The organism is uncultured Leifsonia sp. (assembly GCF_945957465.1).
In the GTDB taxonomy this organism is placed as follows: domain Bacteria; phylum Actinomycetota; class Actinomycetes; order Actinomycetales; family Microbacteriaceae; genus Leifsonia.
On record NZ_CAMFLC010000030.1, the window covers coordinates 1 to 20657 of the forward strand.

Annotated in this window: 16 protein-coding genes; 7 read left to right on the plus strand and 9 right to left on the minus strand. The window is 71.7% G+C overall.

Annotation, left to right across the window (positions count from 1 at the left end; all coding sequences use genetic code 11):
* Positions 1 to 1273: amidohydrolase family protein (locus tag Q0Q23_RS13370; protein WP_295124657.1), on the plus strand; the 1273-nt coding region annotated here is incomplete at its 5' end.
* Between the two features lie 869 nt (positions 1274 to 2142).
* Here the strand turns inward: Q0Q23_RS13370 and Q0Q23_RS13375 are convergent.
* A complete protein-coding gene (locus Q0Q23_RS13375) occupies positions 2143 to 2883 on the minus strand; it encodes an SDR family NAD(P)-dependent oxidoreductase (RefSeq protein ID WP_295124660.1) in 741 nt (246 codons plus the stop codon).
* A gap of 99 nt (positions 2884 to 2982) precedes the next feature.
* Between Q0Q23_RS13375 and Q0Q23_RS13380 the strand changes: the two genes are divergently transcribed.
* Positions 2983 to 3963, plus strand: coding sequence for an aldo/keto reductase (locus tag Q0Q23_RS13380; RefSeq protein ID WP_295124663.1), 981 nt, complete (start codon positions 2983 to 2985; stop codon positions 3961 to 3963).
* Between the two features lie 94 nt (positions 3964 to 4057).
* On the opposite strand, the gene Q0Q23_RS13385 is transcribed toward Q0Q23_RS13380, so the two are convergent.
* A complete protein-coding gene (locus Q0Q23_RS13385) occupies positions 4058 to 4840 on the minus strand; it encodes an alpha/beta fold hydrolase (RefSeq protein WP_295124666.1) in 783 nt (260 codons plus the stop codon).
* Positions 4841 to 4977: 137 nt separating this feature from the next.
* Here Q0Q23_RS13385 and Q0Q23_RS13390 point away from each other — a divergent pair, with 137 nt between their 5' ends.
* Complete coding sequence (locus Q0Q23_RS13390) at positions 4978 to 5976, plus strand: methyltransferase dimerization domain-containing protein (RefSeq protein ID WP_295124669.1); 999 nt, start codon at positions 4978 to 4980, stop codon at positions 5974 to 5976.
* 58 nt (positions 5977 to 6034) lie between these two features.
* On the opposite strand, the gene Q0Q23_RS13395 is transcribed toward Q0Q23_RS13390, so the two are convergent.
* The 5 genes from Q0Q23_RS13395 to Q0Q23_RS13415 form a co-directional block, all read right to left on the minus strand.
* Positions 6035 to 6628, minus strand: a complete 594-nt coding sequence (locus Q0Q23_RS13395; protein ID WP_295124672.1) for a TetR/AcrR family transcriptional regulator — start codon at positions 6626 to 6628, stop codon at positions 6035 to 6037.
* A 91-nt stretch (positions 6629 to 6719) separates the two neighbouring features.
* Positions 6720 to 8387, minus strand: a complete 1668-nt coding sequence (locus Q0Q23_RS13400) for an amidohydrolase (protein WP_295124675.1) — start codon at positions 8385 to 8387, stop codon at positions 6720 to 6722.
* A gap of 2 nt (positions 8388 to 8389) precedes the next feature.
* Complete coding sequence (locus Q0Q23_RS13405) at positions 8390 to 9214, minus strand: molybdenum cofactor biosynthesis F family protein (protein WP_295124678.1); 825 nt, start codon at positions 9212 to 9214, stop codon at positions 8390 to 8392.
* A 42-nt stretch (positions 9215 to 9256) separates the two neighbouring features.
* On the minus strand, positions 9257 to 11245 hold the full coding sequence (locus Q0Q23_RS13410) for a primary-amine oxidase (protein WP_295124681.1): 1989 nt from the start codon (positions 11243 to 11245) through the stop codon (positions 9257 to 9259).
* Positions 11246 to 11582: 337 nt separating this feature from the next.
* On the minus strand, positions 11583 to 12557 hold the full coding sequence (locus Q0Q23_RS13415) for a helix-turn-helix domain-containing protein (protein WP_295124683.1): 975 nt from the start codon (positions 12555 to 12557) through the stop codon (positions 11583 to 11585).
* Positions 12558 to 12757: 200 nt separating this feature from the next.
* Here Q0Q23_RS13415 and Q0Q23_RS13420 point away from each other — a divergent pair, with 200 nt between their 5' ends.
* On the plus strand, positions 12758 to 14179 hold the full coding sequence (locus tag Q0Q23_RS13420; protein WP_295124686.1) for an APC family permease: 1422 nt from the start codon (positions 12758 to 12760) through the stop codon (positions 14177 to 14179).
* Here the strand turns inward: Q0Q23_RS13420 and Q0Q23_RS13425 are convergent.
* The gene (locus Q0Q23_RS13425) at positions 14128 to 14784 is read right to left on the minus strand and encodes a TetR/AcrR family transcriptional regulator (protein ID WP_295124688.1); all 657 of its coding nucleotides are present in this window, start codon (positions 14782 to 14784) and stop codon (positions 14128 to 14130) included. The genes Q0Q23_RS13420 and Q0Q23_RS13425 overlap by 52 nt on opposite strands.
* A gap of 107 nt (positions 14785 to 14891) precedes the next feature.
* Between Q0Q23_RS13425 and Q0Q23_RS13430 the strand changes: the two genes are divergently transcribed.
* Positions 14892 to 16238, plus strand: coding sequence for an epoxide hydrolase family protein (locus tag Q0Q23_RS13430; protein WP_295124691.1), 1347 nt, complete (start codon positions 14892 to 14894; stop codon positions 16236 to 16238).
* 32 nt (positions 16239 to 16270) lie between these two features.
* A complete protein-coding gene (locus Q0Q23_RS13435) occupies positions 16271 to 17680 on the plus strand; it encodes an aldehyde dehydrogenase family protein (RefSeq protein ID WP_295124694.1) in 1410 nt (469 codons plus the stop codon).
* Between the two features lie 598 nt (positions 17681 to 18278).
* Here Q0Q23_RS13435 and Q0Q23_RS13440 read toward each other — a convergent pair.
* Positions 18279 to 19796, minus strand: a complete 1518-nt coding sequence (locus Q0Q23_RS13440; RefSeq protein ID WP_295124697.1) for an APC family permease — start codon at positions 19794 to 19796, stop codon at positions 18279 to 18281.
* A gap of 170 nt (positions 19797 to 19966) precedes the next feature.
* Here Q0Q23_RS13440 and Q0Q23_RS13445 point away from each other — a divergent pair, with 170 nt between their 5' ends.
* A complete protein-coding gene (locus Q0Q23_RS13445) occupies positions 19967 to 20623 on the plus strand; it encodes an NAD(P)-dependent oxidoreductase (RefSeq protein ID WP_295124700.1) in 657 nt (218 codons plus the stop codon).
* Positions 20624 to 20657: the final 34 nt, after the last annotated feature.

Consider the following 20657-nt stretch of genomic DNA (forward strand, 5'->3'; position numbering starts at 1 on the left):
TATAAGAGACAGGGACAGGCACGGCGCGGCCGACGGACACCGCGGGCTGGACAGGCACGGCGCGGCCGACGGACACCGCGGGCTGGACGGGCAGGCCGCCGGCTACGCGGGCGACCCGACGCCGACGGGCGCCGCCGGCGACCCGCACGACACCTCCCACGCGGCTCCGCTGCTGCGCACCCGCCCGGAACGCCGCGCGGCCATCCTGCGCGCCGGTCGCCTGATCGCCTCCCTCGGCATCACCAGCTACACCGAGCCCGGGCTCGGCCCGGGCGAAGACGCCGGCGCCACCGGCTGCTTCGGCCAGGATGTGCTGGACGCCTACCTCGATCTCGACGCCGAGCGGGCTCTGACTGCGCGCGTGAACGTCCTGGCGCTGTACGGCGTGCTCGACGGCCCGAGCTCGCTCGGCCCCGTGCTGGCCGGCATGCGCGCCCTGCGCCGCGGGACCGAGCGCCCCGACCGGCTGCGGATCGCCGGCGTCAAGATCTTCGCCGACGGCATCCCGCCGATGCACCAGGCCTGGACCCGGCACACCTACCCGGACGGCACGCACGGCGGCCTGCTCGTAGACGGCCTCGATGCCGCCGAGCGCGCCGAACGCCTGACCGCCATGATCCGGGAGGCCGCCCGGCTCGGCCTCCAGGTGGGCGTGCACGCGACCGGCGACCGCACAATCGACACGGTCGTGGAGGCCGTGGCCGCCGCCCGCGCGGAGTTCCCGGCCGACCTGCGCCACTACATCATCCACGGCGACCTCATCACGGCGGCCGCCCTGGCCCGGATGCGCAACCTCGGGATGGGGCTGAACGTCCAGCCCGGCATCGCGGTGCGCACGTCTCCCTGGCTGGCGGGCGTCCTCGGCGACGACGTGGCCGCCGCCGCCTGGCCGCTCGGTGCCGCCCGCGCCGCCGGCGTCGCGGTGTCGCTGAGCTCGGACGCGCCGATCCTCGCACCCGACTGGCGGCAGGGCATCGCCGACGCCGACGCATGGATGGGAGCCCCGGCCCCCGGCGATGAGCGGGCGCGCATGCGCGGGCTCCTGCACGCCTACACGACGGTCCCGGCCTACCAGGACGGCGCCGAATCGTGGAAGGGCTCGCTCGAGCCTGGAAAGGCCGCCGACCTCGTCGTCCTCGCCGCCGACCCGCTGCAGCTCTCCCCCGCCGAGCTGCCGTCGGTCGCCGTCGACTTCACCGTCGTCGACGGCGAGATCGTCTACGACCGCGCCGGGCCCCTCCCGCCTCTGACACGCGCGCCGAGGGGCGCGTAAGCGCCCCTAAACCCGCGAAATAACGGCACCAACTCGCCCCTCGCCCGCCCCTCGGAGCAGCGCGCCCGCCGAAGGGCGCGTAAGCGCCCCCAAACCCGTGAAATAACGGCATCAACTCGCCCCTCGCGCGCCCCTCGCGGAGCGCGGGCTCCGCGCGAGGGGCGCGCGGCTCGGCGCCCGCCGAAGGGCGCGTAAACGCCCCTAAACCCGCGGGACAGGGGCATCAACTCGCCCCTCGCCCGCCCCTCGGAGCAGCGCGCCCGCCGAAGGGCGCGTAAACGCCCCTAAACCCACGGAATAGGGGCGTCAGCTCGCCCCTCCCTCACCCCTCGCTCGCCCCTCGCGGAGCACGGCTTCGCACGGCCGGCACGGCACACGACCCCACTGAAGGGCGCGTAGACGCCCCTAAACCCGCGGGACAGGGGCATCAACTCGCCCCTCGCTCGCCCCTCGGAGCAGCGCGCCCCTCGAAGGGCGCGTTAACGCCCCTAAACCCACGGAATAGGGGCATCAACTCGCCCCTCGCCCGCCCCTCGCGGAGCACGGCTCCGCACGGCCGGCACGGCGCACGACCCCACCGAAGGGCGCGTAAACGCCCCCAAAACTGCGGAACAGGGGCACCAACTCGCCCCTCGCGCGCCCCTCGGAGCAGCGCGCCCGCCGAAGGGCGCGTAAGCGCCCCCAAAACCGCGGATTAGGGGCAACAACCCGCCCCTCGCGCGCCCTTCGGGGCGGGCGCGCCCGCCGCGGGGCGCGCAAGCGCAAGCGCGAGCGCCCCGGAGACAGCGGGCCGCGCGCGAGACCGGGGTCGCGGCGCGGCGCCGTCGCGCCGGTGAGGCGGCGTGCCGCGACCCCGGAGACGGGAGGCGTCAAGCGAGCAGTTGGCCGCCGTCGACGGGGAGGCTCACGCCGGTGATGTGCTGTGCGCCGGCGAGGAACACGACGGCGGGCGCCACGTCCTCCACCTCGGCCAGCCGTCCGAGCGGGATGCGCGACGACCAGGCCGCGCGCTCGGGCGAGCCCTCGGGCATCCCGGCGCGCAGCATCGGCGTCAGCACCGGACCGGGCGCGACCGCGTTGACGCGGATGCCCGCGCCCGCGAGCTCGATCGCGGCCCAGCGGGTGAGGGAGTCGACCGCGGCCTTGCTCGACTCGTACGCGCCCATCCCTGGGGTCGGCTGCCGGCCGCCGATGGAGGAGATGTTGACGATCGCGCCGCCCGTGCCGTGCGCGGTCATGTGCCGCGCCACCGCCTGGGTCACGGTGAAGGTGCCGAGGATGTTGACCCGCACGATGGTCTCGTAGTCGGCGGTGGAGAGCTCGGTCAGGCTGCCGTGCAGCGACAGGATGCCGGCGTTGTTGACCAGCACGTCGATGCGGCCGTGGTCGGCGGCGACCTCCTCGACGGCCGCGGTGACAGCGGCCTCGTCGGTGATGTCGAGCGCGACGGCGGAGGCCCCCGTCCCGAGGGCGGCGGCTGCCGCTGCCACCGCGTCGGCGTCGCGGTCGGCGAGGACGACTCGGTCGCCCACCGCCAGGAACGCCTCCGCGATGCCGCGGCCGATGCCGCCGGCACCGCCGGTGATCAGGATGGTTCGGGTGTCGGTCACGGTGGAGCCTCTCTGCTCGGCAGGCACCCGGCGTTCCGGGTCATGTCGTTATATTATACGAACGTAGAAAAACAGCACACCGCACGCAAGGAGGCCTCTGTGACCGCTGGAACCGTCCCCGCCGTCCCCACCCGCACCCTCGGCCCGGGAGGTCCCACGGTGCCGGTCTTCGCCCTCGGCTCCTGGAACACCTGGGACCGCATGACGGCGGACGAGGCCGTCGCCCTCATCCACCGGGCGCACGAGGTCGGCGCGGCCTTCTTCGATGTCGCCCACTACGACATGGGCCCCCACGCGGAGGGTTCCCGCACCGACATCCTGTTCGGCGAGGCGGTGCGCGCGGCCGGGCTGCGGCGGCAGGACTACCTGCTCTGCGGCAAGCTCTGGCTGTGGGAGTACCCGCGCGCGACGTTCGCCGACCAGCTCACGACCTCCCTCGGCCGCATCGGCGTCGAGCACGCCGACCTGGTCGTGGTCGGCGACTTCTTCGGCGAGGTGGATGTCCCCCGCATCGTGCGCGAGGTGCAGGCCCAGATCGACGCGGGCCGTTTCAGCGCCTGGGGCGTCAACAACTGGACCATCGACGCGGTGCGCACCGCCCTCGCCGTGGCCGCGGCGGAGGGGCTCACTCCGCCCACGTTCGCCCAGCTCAAGTACGGGCTGGTGCGCCGCGCGATGGCGGAGGGCTCGGCCTACGGGGAGCTGTTCCGCTCGGGCGCCCTGGCGCTGCAGGCCTCGGACGTCTTCGAGGGCGGCATCCTGGCCGGCAAGCTCGCGCCGGGGCGCAAGATCGGGGCGGATGTCGGCGGAATCCGCGACCGCATCGTGGCCGCGTACCCGCAGGTCGAGCGGATCGCCGCCGGCTTCGACGCGACGCCGACGCAACTGGGCCTCGCGTTCGCCCTCAGCCATCCGGCCACGGCGAACGTGCTCTTCGGCGTCAGCCGGCTGTCGCAGCTGGAGGACGACCTCGGCGCCCTCGCCCTCCTCGACCGGGTCGGCGCCGAAGCGATCCGCGCCGCGACGGCCGGGCTCTGGCTCGACCGCGACGTCGCCGCCGACGGCACCTGGACGCCGTAAGCGGACGCGAGACCGCCGCCCCCGAGGAGCCGCCCCGGACGAAGGGCGCGCGGCCGGACCGGAACCCCTTTCGGCCGGCCGCGCGGTCGAGGGGTCAGCCGAGGAAGCGGATGACCGCGGCCCGGAATTCGGCCGAGTCGAGGGCACCGCGATGATCGCCCGGAACGCGCACGAAGGTCGCCTCCGGCAGGGCGCCCGCCACCGCCCCGAGGCCGGTCGTCATCAGGTCGTCCGCACCCGCGGCGACGAGCGTCGGCACCGTCGGCCCTCCCCCCGCGGGGTCGAACGGCTGCGAAGCGAGGCCGGCCATCAGGGCGAGCAGGGAGGCCGTGTCGCGTCCGGGCGCGCTCACCATCGCGGCCATCATGCCGGCGAGCGGGTCCCTTGCCGCCCCGGCGCCGGAGGCCGTTTCGCCGCCGGAGACCGCCCCACCCCCGGAGGCCGCGGCGGCCACCGCATCCACGTCCACCGCCGCGAAGGGCTCGAAGGGGCTCAGCCCTCCCAGCACCAGCCGGCGCACCCGGCCGGTGGCGGCGGGCAGCTCCCATGCCAACCGTGCTCCGAGGGAGTAGCCGACCACGTCGACGCCGTCGCCTCCGTCGAGCTCCGCGAGCACGTCCGCGAGGGCGCGCACCAGAGCGGAGGTCGTGGCGGCGTCACCGGAGACGGCGGCCGAGCTCCCGTGGCCGGGCAGGTCGGGCACCTCGACGCGGCGCCCCGCTGCGGCGAGCGCCTCGGGCCAGCCCGTCGCGATGAAGTCCTCGTCGCCGCTGGCGGCGAAGCCGTGCAGCAGCAGCACCGGCGGGAGGGCCGTGGCACCTGCCGGCGCAGACGCGGGCGCGGGGAAGCTGCGGCGGTTGAGCGGCGTGGTGGGCATCGTCGTCCGTTTCGTCGGCTGAGAAGAGTGTCGGCGCGACGGGTTCGCGCCGGTTTTTCTATGATAGTAGAAAATAAACTCCGAAATCGGTAGAGTCATCCCGATTTCACCGGACACCCGACAGAAAGAGCTGCGAAGTGACCACATCCACCGCCACCGCCACGACGACGCCCGAGGCTATCGTCGACATCGCCATCGGCTTCATGGGGGCGAAGCAGCTGTTCGCCGCCAGCCGCATCGGCCTCTTCTCCGCCCTCGCCGACGCGCCGCTCGACGCGGCCGGGCTCGCCGCCGCGACCGGCGCTCCGGAGCGCCAGGTGCGCATCCTCGCCGACAGCATGACCGCCCAGGGGCTGCTCACGCGAGAGGAGGGACGATACGCGCTCACGCCCGACGCCGCCGCCTACCTGACAGGCGACCGCGCCGAGCTCGACCTCGCCCCGTTCCTCGCCTTCCTCGGCGCCACGAGCTACCCGCAGTGGCTCGGCTACGACGCGACGGTCGACACCGATGCACCGGGCGTCCTGGAGCTCGACGAAGCGGGCTGGGGCGGCTTCCTCGCCGGGGTGATGCGGTACAACGAGTTGCACGCGTCGATGCTCGCCCGCCACTTCGACTTCGCCCCCTACCGCGACGCCCTCGACTTCGGCGGCCTGAGCCCGGCCTTCGCGGTCGAGGGGCTGAAAGCCAACCCCGACCTGCGGGTGCGGTTCGTGTTCGATCCGCAGTCCGTCGAGCCGGTGCGGGAGGCGGTGGCGGCCGCGGGATTCGCCGACCGCACCAGCGTCGAAGGGGCGGACACCGCGGACGCGCAGCCCGGCGGCGCCCACGATCTCGTGCTGCTCAACCACGTCATCCACCGCTTCGACGACCAGCAGAACCGCACCATCCTCCGCAACGCGCGCGCTGCGGCGGCGCCGGGTGCGACCCTCGTGCTGCTCGACTTCTTCCTCGACGACGACCCGCGGCAGCGCAAGATCGACGCGCTGCACGCGGGCGAGTACTACAACATCGACGGAACGGTCGTGTACCCGGAGTCGGTCGTGCGCGACTGGCTGGCCGACGCCGGCTGGCAGGCTGAGCGCACCGTCGCGCTGCCGGGCAGCCCGCGCATCCTGCTCGCGACGGCGGTCTGACGCTCGCGCGCCCTCAGACGGCGCCGGAGGCCGGGCACGGGAAAACCGGCCTCCGGTGTCACACGGTCGTGATCCGCGCGAAGAACGCGTCCAGCTGAGCCGTCAGCAGCGCAGGAGTCGACAGGTCGGGGGCGATCAGGCTCATGATGTTCGCCCCCGCGTTGATGAGGACGATCTCGTCCACCAGCTGCTCATCGGGCGTCTCCGTCACGATGTCGCCGTCCGCGCGGCCCTGCGCGATATACGACGCGAGGCCCGCCCGCCACGCGACCAGGTGGTCGCGATACGCCTGGTGCAGCTCCTCGTTCGACAGGGCCCGCTCCCAGAAGCTCAGCAGCACGCGGCCCGCCGTGATCGACTCGGCCGTCGTCGGGGCGGAGGCGTAGACGATCGCGCGCAGCGCCTCCAGCCCGGTCTTGTCGCCGACCGCCGCGTCGACCCCCGAGCTCATCATCCCGAGCGCGCGCTCGTAGGTTCCCTGGATGATCTCGTCCTTGCCGGGGAAGTAGTGCTTCAGGGCGCCGTTCGCGAACCCCGCCTCCGCGGCGATCTCGCGCATCGTCGCCGCCTCCAGGCCGCCTTTGACGATCAGCCCCCAGGTGACGTCGATGATGTCCGATCGCCGCTGGTCGTGGTCGATCACCTTGGGCATGATCCTCCCTCCGACGCCCGGACCGTCCCGGGAATCTCCACAAGTGTAGGGGAAAGATCGGACCGCTCGGGAACACGGCGGCCCAGCGGCGTCACGTGCCCGCGTACACCTGCTGCCCGGCGAAGAACGTGCGCTCGGCCCGCAGCGTGACCAGCTCGGTGACCGGCACGGAGAACGGGTCGCGGTCGAGCACCACGAAGTCGGCCGACCTGCCCGGCTCGAGCGATCCGGTCACGTCGCCGAGACCCATCGCCCGCGCTGCGTTGACCGTGAACACCTCGATGGCCTCCGGCAGCGTGATCGCCTGCTCCGCGCCCAGCACGCCCGGCCGCCTCCCGGACGGGTCGGCACGCGTGACCAGACCCTGGATGCCCTCCCACGCGTTCGGCGTCTCACTCACCGGCCAGTCGGATCCGCCCGCGACCAGCGCGCCGGAGTCGATCAGGGAACGGTTGGGCTGCATGGCCTCCACCTCCTCCGCGGGGCGGACGGTGCCGAGGGCGTCGGCGATCACGCCGGGGAACCAGAGGAACGGCGAGATGTCGGCCGCGACGTCGAGCTGCGCGAAGCGCGGGAGGTCCTCCGGCGCGATGAACTGGCCGTGGGCGATCTGGTAGCGCGGGGCCGTGTGGCCGTCGGCGCGCACCGCCTCCACCGCGTCCAGCACCATGCGGACCGACGCGTCACCGGTGCAGTGGATCTTCGCCGAGATGCCCTGCGCCGCCGTCCGGCGCAGCCAGCCGAGCAGCTCGTCCGCCGGCATGGTGGTCGAACCGTGGAAGTGGTCGCCGAACCCGTCGGCCGGCAGGTACGGCGTGAGAAAGGCGCCCGAGTGCGCCGGAGGCGTGCCGTCGAGGAAGATCTTGACGAAGTCCGGCCGGTGGTGGCGGCTCGTCAACTCCTTCCGGTGGGCGATGAGCGCGTCGCCCAGCTCGGCGTAGCCGAAGATCTGGTCGTTGACGGTCATCGACGACACCACCCACGCGCGCAGTTCGCCACGCGCGTCGAGCGCGGCCAGCGCGCGCATCTGGTCGAGCGAGATCGCGGCGTCCTGGAATGCGGTGATCCCGTACGAGTGCAGGATCTCGATCGCACGCGCCGACGACCGCTGATGCTGCTCCGCGGTCAGCGCGACCGCGGGGGCCGCGGCCTTCTCGACCAGGAGGCCGGCGGCCTCCAGCAGAACGCCGCTGGGCTCGCCGGTCGCCGGGTCGCGCACGATGACGCCGTGGTCGGGATCCGGGGTGGCGGCGTCGATCCCGGCGAGTTGCAGGGCGCGGCTCGACGCCCAGCGGTTGTGGTGGCTGTCGTCGGTGAGCAGCACGGGGCGGCCTCCCGCCGCGTCGTCGAGCGCCCGGCGCGCGGAGCTGTGCGACAGCTCGTCGAGGAGGCCGGTTCCCCAGCTGGCGCCGACGATCCACTCCTCAGGCCCGCGCGTCGCGGCGTACGCACGCACCGCACGCAGGATCTCGTCGAGCGATGCCGTGTTCGCGAAGGTCAGCTCGAACAGCTCGGCACGACCGGCGAGCGCGTGGTGGTTGTGCACGTCGATCAGCCCCGGCATCGCGAACGCGTCCCCGAGGTCGAGCGCCCGGGTGCCGGGGCCGCGGAAGGCCGCGATCCCCTCGGCCGACCCGACGGCGAGGATCCGCCCGCCGCGCACGGCCATCGCCTCGGCGGTCGGCTGCTCGCGGTCGGCCGTGTAGAGCCGCCCCGAGACGATGAGCTCTGCGACGGGCAGGCCGGCGACTCCTCCCACCGTCACTCCCCCGCGGGGTCGTACGGCGCCGGGTGCACGGTGTTCGACAGCAGCCGCCCGCGCGCCCCGAAGGTGAAGTGCGTGGGAACGGTGCCCGACTCGTCGAGTCCGAAGAGCACGCCGTGCGAGCGGAGGTTGCGCTGATCGCGGTGGTCGGCGATCGTGACGGAGGCGCACGGGATGACCTTCTCGCGCCAGGCGAACACGTAGATGCCCGGCCGCAGCTGCCAGACCGTGTTCTCGTCGGTGTCGGCCAGCCCCTTCTCCGGGCCGGCGAGGCACTGCCAGCTGTACCAGTCCGGGCTCAGGTAGACGTGCTCGTAGGCGTGCTCGGAGCTGTAGACCCACAGCACGCGGCGGCCGATCAGCGAGGTGGTCGGAGCGGGTGCCGGGCCGGTGGCCTCCACGCCCTCGAGACGCGAGGGCACGAACAGCTGCTTGACGGCGGTGTTGCCCGGGAGGTCTCCCCCGATCGCCTGGATGACCGACAGCGCCCGGCCGTTCGTCAGGTCGATGACGAGGGAGACCGCCTCGGCGGGGTTGTATTCGTGGTGGAACTGCGCGAAGTACAGCCCGTCGTCGACCCGGAAGGCCTCGTAGTCGTCGGCGCCCTCGGTGGCTGGGATGGGGTCGCCCTCCCCCGGCACGTACTCCCACTCGACCCGGCTCTCGCCGAAGCGGTGGACGATGCGCGTTCCGCGATCGTCGACGAGCGTGACGGTGCGCCCCGCGAGCTCCGAGGTGAGGGGGGCCTTGCCGGCGTCGAATCCCGGCGCCAGCCCGTCCAAGGGCAGCCAGGTGGAGGTGTCGGAGAGTGTGACAGGCATGGTGCTCCTTCGTCGGGTCGGTCGGTGGTTCTGGTTCGCGGGTCAGTGCTCGCAGGTGCAGGCCGCGCCGCCGCAGCACGCCGCGCCGGCCGCGCCCGCCGCCCCGTCGGGCAGGTCGAGGGCGGGATTGCGGTCGAGGAAGCCGTACGGTTTCAGCGCGAAGCCGGAGTAGTCGACCGGCATCACCGGCCAGTCCTCCGGCCGCGGGATGTGGGTGGGGCCGAAGACGTGCCAGAGCACGATGTTCTCGTCGACCAGCGAGCGGTCGGCCGCCGTCCACGCCGGCAGGCCGGCTCCGCCCGCGTGCGCGTTGGGGTAGTCGCCTGCCGGAAAGCGCTCGGCGGGATCGAAGCGCGTCGCCCACAGGTGCTTGGTCGCGAAGGTCGCCCTCCCGAACACCGAGGAGTCCGGCTGCGCCATCAGCGTCGCGCCGGGCTGCGGGATGAGGTGGAAGGCCGTCGGCTTGCCGACCGCGTTCGTGCGGGTCGAGCTGGTGATCTCCCAGACCCGGGAGGTCGCCGGGTTCGCGAGCCGGCCGCCGTCCGACTCCCGTTCGATCGGGGTCGTCGTCCAGGTGAACGCGTTGCCGTAGGGGTTGTCCGGCCCGGTCGGGATGCCGACGACGTCCACTTCGGCCACTGAATTGCGGTCGCCGTCGACCGCGACGTCGAGCCGGGCGCAGAACAGGTGCTGGTGCACGGGGGCGAACAGGCCCGGAGCGATCTCGGTGGCGTGCGGGTCGCTGCTGCCGGGGATGCCGGCGCCGGCGAAGACGATGCCGGTCGCCTTGGCCTCCACCTGGATGGTGCCGTCGAGGTAGAAGTACCAGAAGAAGCCGTAGTCGTAGTTGCCGATGGTCGAGAAGTACGACACCACGAGCCGCCGCGAACGCCGCACCTCCGCGTTCCCGGCGAGGTCGGTGTGCTTCCAGAGCACGCCGTAGTCCTCCTCGTGCATGCACACGGCCTGCGGGATGGTGACCGGGTTGCCGTGGTCGTCGGCGACGACGCCGTCGAAGTAGTGGATGACGCCGAGGCAGTCGCAGCCGAGGGCGAGCGTGTTGGCGTTCTTGCCGAGCAGGTACTCGCCGGCGTCGAAGTAGCTGATCCAGAACCGGGTCGGGGTGGTGTCGCCGTACGGCACCACCATCTCGGGCACCGACGCCCGGTACAGCACCGAGCGGTCCTCGTCGCCGTCGCGGAACGTCACCTGGTTGAGCACCAGGCCCTCCCTGGCGTTGAACCCCACGCGGAACGTCCAGTTCTCCCACTCCACCGCCTGCCCGTCGACCCGGAAGCTGGGCCCCTCGGGCTGCGTGATCTCGATGGGCTTGAGGGAGGTGCGGGCCGGGCCGATCGTGGCGGCCCCGTAGTTGCCGTCGAGGTCGGGCACGGGCACGTCGCCCTCGTCCTCCACGCGGATCACCTCACCACGCGTCAGGTCGATGTGGACGATGAGACCCTCGACCGGGTGCGACCACGGGGAGTCGTCCTCGTGGGCTCGGAGGAAGGTCAGGCTGCGGATCGCGCGCCGGCCGACCTCGTCGGCGCGGTTGAAATGCCCGGGCGCCAGCGGCGCGCAGAAGGCGAGGTCGATGCGGTCTTCGAGACCGCGGCGCCGCATCGCGGCCCGCCACTCGGGCGACGCCTTCGCGATCTCCTCGGCGCGGGCGTACTCCTCGAACAGGTACTGCGGCTGCCCGAACGGCGCCTCGGCGGTGTTCAGCTCCCGATGGTCGACGACCTCCCCGGCGGTCACCGAGACGATCGCCTCGGCCGACCGTCCGGTCGCGGTGTCGAGCAGCACGAACAGGATGCGACGCTCGATCGGGTCGCCCGGCCGGAAGCTCGCGACGGCATCCCGCTCCGGCTCGACGGGCAGCACGTCGGGGAAGCGCGTGGTCTCGCCGACGAGCCCGGCGGCCTCCAGAATGGCACGCCCCGCGGCGAGCTCACCGGCGGTGAGGGCGTCGAGCGGGTGGGTGACGGCGACCGGACCGGTCGTCGTCGACGTGTGTGCGTGGGCGGCCATGGGGATCCTTACGTCGGTGATCCGACCAGTATCCGCCGCGCGCCGCCCCGGGTCGCCGGTGCCGGCGCGACCGTTCCGATCCAGTCAAACGACGTGCGCGGGCGGCATAATCGCGGCCGTCGGCGGGGGCTCGCGTCGCCAACGGAGGACTCACGCAGCCCTACCGCCCGCAACTCCTCCGTTGCCTGCCTTTCGACCTTCTCGGGATGCCGATCTCCTCCGTTGCCGACGTTGCGGCTAACGGAGGAGATCAGCGTCGACACGCCCCGCAAAGGCCGTCAGTGGAGGTGTTGCGGCGCGATTCGGAGCGAAGCTCCTCCGTAACCGGCACCGAACCTCAACCCAGCGCGGCCGCGCGCGCCTCCGACGGCGACTCGCCGTAGGTCGCCTTGAACACGCGGCTGAAGTGGGCGGCGTCGACGAAGCCCCACCGGGTCGCGATCGACGCGACCGAGCGAGTGGCCGAGAGCGGGTCCATCAGCTCGCGGCGGCAGCGTTCCAGCCGCCGCGTCCGGATCCAGGCCGACACCGTCGTGCCCTGCTCCTGGAAGAGACCCTGGAGGTGGCGGGTGGAGATGTAGTGCTCTGCGGCGATGCGGGTCGGGCCGAGATCGGCCGAGGCGAGGTTGGCCTCGATGTAGTCGCGGATGCGCTGCATCAGCGCGTGGTGCGGGTCGGCCAGTTCGGCGGCCGTTCCGAGCTGGTCGGCGAAGAGCGTGGTGGTGAGGTCGAGCGCGCTGTGGGCGAGCCGGGCGCCCGTCGCGCCCGAGAGCTGCTCGAGGTTCGCCACCAGCTGGCCGAGGAACGGGACGACGATGCCGCCGACACCTGTCGCGCCGTCGAACCGCACGGCCGTGAGCTGCGAGACCAGTTCGGGAGGCAGCCCGATGAGGTGCTTCGGGAACATGATCACCATGGTGCGGAAGTCGTCGTCGAACACGAGGGTGTAGGGGCGGTGCGTGTCGTAGACGGCGAGGTCCCCGGGCCGCAGCACGGCCTCCCGCCCCTCCTGGATGAGCAGGCCGGTGCCCGAGAGCTGGAGGCTCAGCTTGAAGTAGTTGCGATCGGCGCGGGCGATCAGCTCGGGAGTGCGCTCGACGACGTGCTTCGAGGCGCTCACCTCCGACACATGGATCTCGTCGGCCTCCGCCGAGCGGATCCGCCCGAAGAAGGGCTCCGGCCGATCGCTGGTCACCTGCAGGGGCACGAACGACTCGGAGACGGCGGTGCGGAAGGCGCTGAAGTCGAGCGCGGGCGCGGTCTCGCCTCTGCTGCGGTCCGACTCGATGGACCGGTGAAGCGCGCTGAGCACGATCGACCTCATTCTGGACCGGGGACGACTTTGTATACGATCCGTGATGAGGATGCTAGCACTCGGCGTCAGGTGCGGCACAGCCGCGTCAGCCCACCCCGGTCAGGCGGAATCGCACGTTGACCCCCGGAGAGGTGACTTTTCTGAGAGAACTCACATAAAGTGGTTCCCCAAACGCCGTGTGCACGAGGGGAGCAACCGTGAGCGATCCGTCCTGGACCCAGGTCGTCAAGACCGTCGAGCCGGAACAGCCGGAGCTGAAGCGTGCGCTCGGTCCGGGCCTGCTCCTGCTCTTCATCGTCGGCGACATCCTCGGAACGGGCGTCTACGCGCTCACCGGGCAGGTCGCGGCCGAGGTGGGAGGCGCGGCCTGGCTGCCCTTCCTGCTGGCGTTCGGAGTCGCGACCATCACCGCCTTCTCGTATCTCGAGCTGGTCACCAAGTACCCGCAGGCCGCGGGCGCCGCGCTGTACACGCACAAGGCGTTCGGCATCCACTTCTTCACGTTCATCGTCTGCTTCGTCGTGATGACCTCGGGCATCACATCCGCGTCGACGGCGTCGCGGGCGTTCGCCGTGAACCTCAGCGTCGGGTTCGGGCTGCCGGGAGACAACCTCTCGACGCTCCTCATCGCACTGGCCTTCATCGTGCTCATCATGCTCGTGAACCTGCGCGGGGTGACCGAGAGCGTGTGGCTCAACGTGGTGCTGACCCTCGTCGAACTGTCGGGGCTGCTGCTGGTGATCTTCATCGGGCTCTGGGCGATCGGCGGCGGCCAGGCCGACTTCTCGCGGATCGTCGCCTTCGAGAGCCCGGACGACAAGGGTGTGCTGCTCGCCGTGAGCACCGCGACCTCCCTGGCGTTCTTCGCGATGGTCGGCTTCGAAGACTCGGTCAACATGGCCGAGGAGACCAAGGACCCGTCCCGGATCTTCCCGCGGATGATGCTGAGCGGGCTCGGGATCGCCGCCGTCGTCTACGTGCTCGTCTCGATCGTGGTGGTCGCGCTGGTGCCGATCGGCGAGCTCGCCGGCAGCGAGACGCCGCTCGTGACAGCCGTCGAGGCGGCGGCTCCCGGCTTCCCGATCAACGACCTCCTGCCGTTCATTTCGATGTTCGCGGTCGCCAACACGGCGCTGATCAACATGATGATGGCGAGCAGGCTGCTCTACGGGATGAGCCGGCAGCAGGTGCTTCCGCCGTTCCTCGGCCGGGTGTCGGCGAAGCGCCGCACGCCGTGGACGGCCATCCTGTTCACCTCGGCCCTCGCCGTCGCACTGATCTCGTACGTCTCGATCGACCCCGCAGGATCCATCGTCGCCCTGCTCGGCGGCACGACCTCCCTGTTGCTGCTCGCCGTGTTCGCAGTGGTCAACATCGCGGTTCTGGTGCTGCGCCGCCAACCGGTCGACCACGGCCACTTCCGCACGCCGGTGGCGTTGCCCGTCATCGGCGCGATCACGTGCCTGTACCTGGTCTTCCCGTGGACCTCCGGCCGCCCGGACGGTCAGTACGTCATCGCGCTCGGCCTCCTGGCCATCGGGGTGCTGCTCTGGGTGGTGGAGCGGATCTACCGGTCGTCGGTCCGGCGGACGGAGGCGGGGCGCCCCCCGCGCGCCTGACCTCGGTTCGGGAGTGACGCCGCCAGGGCGTTCGCGCGGTCGGCCGGCACACCGAGCGTGAGGAGGCTGGTGACGGCGGCGGCCCGTACGCCGAGCGCGGGATCGCCTCGACGGTCGTCGGCGATCGCGAACACCGCCGCGTAGGCGATCCGCGCGAGCGCGTCCGGCGGAAGGTGCGTCCCGAACGCTCCGGCGGCCTGGCCCCGCCGGATCAGCGCGGCGAGCATCGCGTCGACGTTGCCGAGCAGTTCGTGGATCTCGTCGCCGTACTCGCCGCGGCGGAGTGCCAGGAGCACGCGGTACCGGTGCGCGAGGGGCCACAGCCTGCCGACGAACCGCACCCACACTTCGTCCGCGGGTGTTGCGGGCGCATCGACGTCGCTCAGCACCACGCCGATCTCGGCCGCCGCGTGCTCCGCGAGTGTGCGCACGAGGTCGTTACGCGCGGGGAAGTGCCCGTAGACCGTCCGACGCACGACGCCCGCGGCCGCGGCGACCTCCGCCATTCCCGCGTCCGGGCGCTCCCCCAGCAGCTCTCGGGCGACGTCGAGGATGCGCGCACGGGTCTCCTCCATCGCCCGATCGCGAGCCGTGTCCGTCGCCATGAATCCAATCATTGCACATAGGTGTGCAATGAGCTACGGTGGCGGGGAGTCGTTGCACACCCGTGTGCAACGGAATGTCGGCGAAACCATCGCAAGGGAGAACCATCGTGACCGCAAAGCCCCGCGCCGAAAGACCCCGCGCCGAAAGACCCCGCGCCGAAAAACCCTCGGCCGACACACCGTCCACCGAACCCCGGCGCGCCGCGACGCGCGCCGTCCGCCCGTTCACCGTCGCGATCCCCGAAGCCGACATCGACGACCTCGCAGCGCGACTCGCCCGCACGCGCTGGCCCGACCCCGAGACGGTCGGCGACTGGTCGCAGGGGGTGCGGCTCGCGCACGCGCAGAGGTTGGTCCGACACTGGGCCGACGACTACGACTGGCGGCGATTCGAGACCGAGCTGAACCGCCTTCCCCAGTTCCTGACCGAGATCGACGGGCTGGACATCCATTTCATCCACGTCCGGTCGCCCCACCCCGACGCGATGCCGTTGATCCTGACCCACGGCTGGCCGAGCTCGTTCGTGGACTTCCTGCCCCTGATCGGTCCGCTGACCGACCCCGTCGCTCACGGCGGCCTCGCCGCCGACGCCTTCGAGGTGGTGATCCCGTCGCTGCCGGGCTTCGGGTTTTCGGACAAGCCGACGGCGCCCGGCTGGAACGTCGAACGCATCGCCGCCGCGTGGGCCGAGCTGATGCGCCGACTCGGGTACCGCCGATGGACAGCGCATGGCGGTGACTGGGGAGCCGTCGTGACGACCGAACTGGCGAAGACGCACGCCGACGGCCTGCTCGGGGTGCACCTCACCACTCCGTACGCGTTCCCCGAGATCGTCCCCTCGACGCCGTCGTCCGAGGAGCGGCACGCCATCGACACGCTGGCTCTCTACAGCGGAGCGCTCGGCGGCTCGAACCACCTGCAGGGCACCAGGCCCGAGACACCGGGCTTCGCCCTCGCCGACTCCCCGGCGGGGCAGGCGGCCTGGATCTACGACAAGTTCCAGTCGAAGACCGACAACGACGGGCTCGCGGAGGACGCGATCCAACTCGATGTCATACTCGACACGATCTCGCTGTACTGGTTCACCAACACCGCCGCCTCCTCCGCGCGGATCTACTGGGAGAATCGCACCGCGACGATGGCCGGCCCGAGGCTGACGCTCCCGGTCGCCGTGACGGTCTTCCCGAAGGACATCCCCCTCTTGCCGCGGACCTGGATCGAGGACGCCTACGCCGACCTGATCCACTACGGCGAAGCGAGCGGCGGCGGCCATTTCGCCGCGCTCGAACAACCGATGACGCTGGTCGACGAGCTCCGGGCAGGTCTGCGGCCACTGCGCAGCGCGAACGCGACGACGGCAGAGCAGGCGACGGAGTCGCGGCCGTCCGTGCACCCTCCGTCATCCCCCCTGCGCGCACGGACAACCCCGCCGCGCGCAGCGGAGCGAGACTGAACGGACCACCATTCCATCGGAGGAGACCCATCATGACCGATGTCCGTGACCTGCTCGACCGTGTGAGTGCGCCGGAGGGCGAAGGGCGACCCATCCACGACCCGGCGACCGGGGAGCTCATCGGCAACGCGCCCGAGGCGACCGTCGACCAGCTGGACGCGGCCATCGCACGCGCCCGGGCGGCGCAGCCCGCGTGGGAGGCGCTCGGCCACGAGGCCCGGTCGGCTGCGCTGGTCGCCGCCGCGGACGCCGTCGACGCCCGCGCCGAGGAGCTCGCACGGCTGCTCTCCCGCGAGCAGGGCAAGCCGCTGAACGGACCGAACGCGCGCTTCGAGGTCGGCGCCTGCTCCGCGTGGCTGCGCACCAACGCCGCGCTGCGGCTGGAGCCGGAGGTGCTGGTCGACGACGGCGAGACGCACGCCGAACTGCACTACCGCGCCGCCGGCGTGGTCGGTGCGATCGGCCCGTGGAACTGGCCGCTCATGATCGCGGTCTGGCAGCTGGCGCCGGCCCTGCGGATGGGGAACACCGTCGTCGTCAAGCCGTCCGAGTACACCCCGCTCAGCGTGCTCGCGCTGATCGACGTGCTGAACGAGGCGCTGCCCGCCGACGTGCTGATCGGCGTCTCCGGCGGCCGGGAGGTCGGCGCCCGGCTGGCCTCCCATCCCGACATCGACAAGGTGATGTTCACCGGCTCCACCGCCACCGGAAAGAAGATCATCGAGAGCTCGGCCGGCAACCTCGCCCGGCTCACGCTGGAGCTCGGCGGCAACGACGCCGGCATCGTCCTGCCGGGCGTCGACGCGAAGGCGATCGCGCAGGACCTGTTCTGGGGCGCGTTCATCAACACCGGGCAGACCTGCGCCGCGCTCAAGCGGCTCTACGTGCACGACTCCGTGTACGACGAGGTCGTGGAGGCCCTGGCCGAGGTCGCCCGCGCCACCCCGATGGGCAACGGACTCGACGAGTCGAACGTGCTCGGCCCGCTCCAGAACAAGCAGCAGTTCGACATCGTGAACCGCCTGGTGGAGGATGCCAAAGCGAACGGCGGGCGCATCGTCACGGGCGGCTCCCCCGCCACCGCACTGGGCGACCTGTTCTACCCGATCACGCTCGTCGCCGACGTCGAAGACGGCACCGCCCTCGTCGACGAGGAGCAGTTCGGGCCGGCGCTGCCGATCATCCGCTACACCGACGTGGAGGACGCGATCGCCAGCGCGAACCGTCTCGACGTCGGCTTGGGCGGCTCGGTCTGGGGTCCCGACCGCGACGAGGCCATCGCGATCGCCAACCGCCTGCACACGGGCACCGTCTGGATCAACTCGCACGGAGGCGTGCACCCGATGATCCCGTTCGGCGGTGTCAAGGGCTCGGGCTACGGTGTCGAATTCGGCGTCGAGGGCCTCAAGGCCGTCTCGGTGCACCGCGTCATCAACGGCTGACGCCGCCCTCCCCGTCGGCGACGACCGCCGCCCTGCGCCGGAGTCATCGGGGAGGTCGTGCGCGCCCGCCGGTTCCACATCGGCCGCGCCGGCCGCCGCAGCAGCGTCCTCACGACGCGTCGGCCGCCGGGCACCCGAAGGGCACCCGAAGGGCGCACGAAGGGCGCATAGGCGCCCCTAAATGGGCGCTTTAAGCGCCCTTCGGCGCCCCTCGCCCGCCCTTCAGCACGGGGCGGCCGAAGGGTACGCCAGGCGCAGGTGAGGGGCAGGCGAAAGGCGCATGAGAGGCGCACGAAAGGCGCACCAGGGGCGCACACGAGGGGCGCACAAAGGCCCCTAAAGAGGCAGTTTAGGGGCGTATGGACGCCCCTCGGCCGCCCTTCAGTGGGGCACGGGCGGAGGCACCCGAAGGGCTCGCGAAGGGCTCGCGAAGGGCGGGTGAGGGGCGCGCAAACGCCCCTAAAGGAGCGTTTTAGGGGCGTTTGGACGCCCCTCGTCCGCCCCTCAGCGAGGGGCGGACGAGGAGCGGGTGAGAGGCGCGCGAGGGGCGCGCGAGGGGCGGACGAGAGGCGCACGAGGGGCGCACGAAGGGGCCGCGCTACAGCTCGGGCGCGTTCTGCTCCTCGGTGCCGTGGCCGATCTGCGCATACACGCGCGGGTTGCGGCGCTTGAGGGCGTAGCCCCAGATGATGCCGCCCACTCCGGAGAGGATCACGATCGCCGGGAGGAGGAACGTGGTCGCCGACGGCGGGGCGGTGGGGTCGCTGGTCAGCAGGGTGTTGAAGTACACGACGATCAGGATGAAGATCGCCGTCAGGCCGACTCCGGAGACGACGGGCGCGACGATCCGCTGCCGGACGCCGAGGCCGTGCTGGGAACGGCGGAAGAAGCCGACGACCGCGAACGAGACGATCGCCATGAGCAGCACCAGACCGAGCGCGCCGGTGTTCGTCAGCCACGAGAAGAGAGTCAGCACCGGGAACAGGATCGCCGGCGCGCCCTTCGGAGGAACCCAACCGACGCTGGCGAGGGCGAACGCGGCGATCACGACCAGCGCAAGGACCGTCTGGGTGAGCGAGCCCGCCCACGGTGCCCGGCTGTGCGCGCGCACGCGGGCCAGCCACGACGGCAGCACGCCCTCGCGGCCGAGCGAGAAGAAGTAGCGCGCGACGGCGTTGTGGAAGCTGACGAGCGACGCGAACAGGCTCGTGATGAACAGCACCTGGGCGATGTCGCTGATGAGCACGCCGACGTTCGACTCCAGGAAGGTGAAGATGAGGTTCGGGCCCTGCTCGGTGGAGTCCTTGATCACGTGGCTCGGTCCGGAGGCGATCGTCATCGCCCACGACGACAGTGCATAGAAGAGGGCGATCACCCCGACGGCGGTGTAGGTGGCGCGCGCGACCGTGCGCCTCGGATCCTTGGCCTCCTCGCCGTAGATCGCGGCTCCCTCGAAGCCCATGAAGGCCGCGATGCCGAACGCGAACACCGCACCGATGCCGGGCACGAACAGGGCGGACGGGCTGAGCGCCTGGGCGCTGACGCCCTCCGGTGCCACGACGAACGCCGAGATGTCGTAGACGATGACGACCAGGAACTCGAGTGCGACGAGCACGCCGAGCACCTTCGCCGACAGGTCGACCCGGTTCACGCCGAGGATGCCGACGATCGCGATGCACACGATGATCGGCAGCCACCAGGGCAGGTCCCAGCCGAACTTCGTGTTCAGCAGGGAGGCCACCTGATAGCCGAAGAGTCCGTAGACGCCGATCTGCATCGCGTTGTACGACACCAGTGCGACGATCGAGACGCCGACGCCGAGCGGACGTCCGATGCCCTGCGACACGTACGAGTAGAAGGCGCCGGCGTTGGTCACGTAGCGACTCATGGCGGCGTAGCCGACCGCGAAGATCGCGAGCACGCTCCCGAGCAGCAGGAACGACAGGGGCACGCCGAGCACGCCGGTGACGGCGAAGGTCGTGGTGACCCCGCCGGCGAGGACGGTCAGCGGAGCGGAGGCGGCGACGATCATGAAGGTGACGGCCGGCACGCCGAGCCGGCGGTGGGCGGCGGGTTGGGCGGCGGTGCTGACAGCGGTGTCAGAAGGTGAGGTCACGGGGGTTCTCCTCGGTGGGACGCGCTCACGGGATGCGCGATTGAACACGATCCAATCGTGCGCGGGCCCGCAGCGCTTGCCCGCCGGTGCACGGCGGTTGACCACAGCGGAACAGTCGGGACGACCTCGCCCGCCGCACGCCCTATCGTGGACGGCGGAAGGGAGTGCGGATGGCACACATCACGGTTCTCGGAGGCACCGGCTACGCCGGAGGGGCGATCGTCGCGGAGGCGGTGAGGCGAGGCCATCAGGTGACCTCGGTGAGCCGCAACGCTCCCGCGGAGGAGATCGAGGGCGTCGACCACGTGATCGGCTCGGTGCTCGACCCCGCGGTCCTCGACCGGGTCGTCCCCGGGAGCGATGTGGTCGTCAGCGCGCTGTCGCCGCGCGGCGACATGGCGGGCGAACTGGAGGGCGTCCTCCGGGAGCTCGCCCGGCGCGTCGACGGCACGTCCACCCGCGTCGGCCACGTCGGCGGCGCCTCGTCGCTGCACGTCGAGCCGGGCGGCCCCACGCTGTGGGACGTCACGGTCGACACGCTGCCCGACGAGGTGAAGCCGGAGATCCTGACCGGGATGCGCATCCTGGACGACCTGCGGGAGACGCCGGAGTCCGTCGACTGGTTCTTCGTGAGCCCTCCCGAGGTGTTCGGCGCGTGGGCGCCGGTCCCGGCGAACGGGAGGTACCGCCTCGGCGGCGACGTGCTCCTCCGCGACGAGGAGGGCGAGTCGACGATCTCCGCCGCCGATCTGGCGGTCGCCATCGTCGACGAGATCGAGCGCCCGGCCCACCACCGGGGCCGGTTCACCGCGATCCGGGAGGCCTGAGCGCGACGCGGGCTCGCCCGCCGCAACGGCGCGT

Bases quoted from the DNA above. Each gene is read 5' to 3' on its own strand.
- Q0Q23_RS13395 (WP_295124672.1), bottom strand. From the start codon at position 6,628: ATGCCCAAGGTGATCGACCACGACCAGCGGCGATCGGACATCATCGAC.
- Q0Q23_RS13410 (WP_295124681.1), bottom strand. From the start codon at position 11,245: ATGGCCGCCCACGCACACACGTCGACGACGACCGGTCCGGTCGCCGTC.
- Q0Q23_RS13385 (WP_295124666.1), bottom strand. From the start codon at position 4,840: ATGCCCACCACGCCGCTCAACCGCCGCAGCTTCCCCGCGCCCGCGTCT.
- Q0Q23_RS13445 (WP_295124700.1), top strand. From the start codon at position 19,967: ATGGCACACATCACGGTTCTCGGAGGCACCGGCTACGCCGGAGGGGCG.
- Q0Q23_RS13425 (WP_295124688.1), bottom strand. From the start codon at position 14,784: ATGGCGACGGACACGGCTCGCGATCGGGCGATGGAGGAGACCCGTGCG.
- Q0Q23_RS13405 (WP_295124678.1), bottom strand. From the start codon at position 9,214: ATGCCTGTCACACTCTCCGACACCTCCACCTGGCTGCCCTTGGACGGG.
- Q0Q23_RS13435 (WP_295124694.1), top strand. From the start codon at position 16,271: ATGACCGATGTCCGTGACCTGCTCGACCGTGTGAGTGCGCCGGAGGGC.